This is a genomic window from Campylobacter aviculae, from assembly GCF_005406215.1.
In the GTDB taxonomy this organism is placed as follows: domain Bacteria; phylum Campylobacterota; class Campylobacteria; order Campylobacterales; family Campylobacteraceae; genus Campylobacter_D; species Campylobacter_D aviculae.
The window spans coordinates 1-570 of sequence record NZ_NXMA01000051.1 but is presented as its reverse complement, the minus strand read 5'-3'; the positions used below and the strand labels follow the sequence as shown (position 1 = coordinate 570).

Here is a 570-nt window from a genome sequence, read left to right as displayed (position 1 = left end):
TTTCACCTTCTCTTTCCATTTCTTCAAACCTCTTTGATCTAACTCATTTTCTAAAGGAGTGATATTTTCTATTAAAGCTTTTTCTTGTGCTTTGATATGTGCATACACCATTTGTAAAAATTCCACATGTTCTTTTACCCACAATAAGGATTTATTGTAAGAATCTTCTGGTGTTTTTGGATTTAAAACATAAATTCTAGCTAAGTTAAGTTCAAATTGAGTTAAAAGAGGTCCTAAAATTTCAAGCAAATCTTGCATTTTTTTTATATCTTCAAGTTTTGTTTTAATTTTATCTATTTCTTCAATCAAATATTTTAATATTTCTTTACCTTCTTCTAAATTAGAAATAAAATTCAAATTTGAAAAACTTTCCCTAATATCATTTAAAGATTTTAAAAGCTCTTCGCTAAATTCTTTACAATGCTTAATACTTTTATAAATTTTATAATAAGACTTAAGTAAAAGTTCATTTTGTTTATCATAACTTAAAGGCTCTATTTTAGGAAAAGGTTTGTTTAAATCTTGAGTGAGTAAAGTTTCACAAACTTCTTTAAAAGGTTTTTCTATAGT

General features: G+C 24.6%; 1 pseudogene. It reads right to left on the bottom strand.

Annotation, left to right across the window (positions count from 1 at the left end):
• Positions 1–570 (bottom strand): annotated as a pseudogene (locus tag CQA76_RS08940) (motility associated factor glycosyltransferase family protein); the annotation flags it as partial.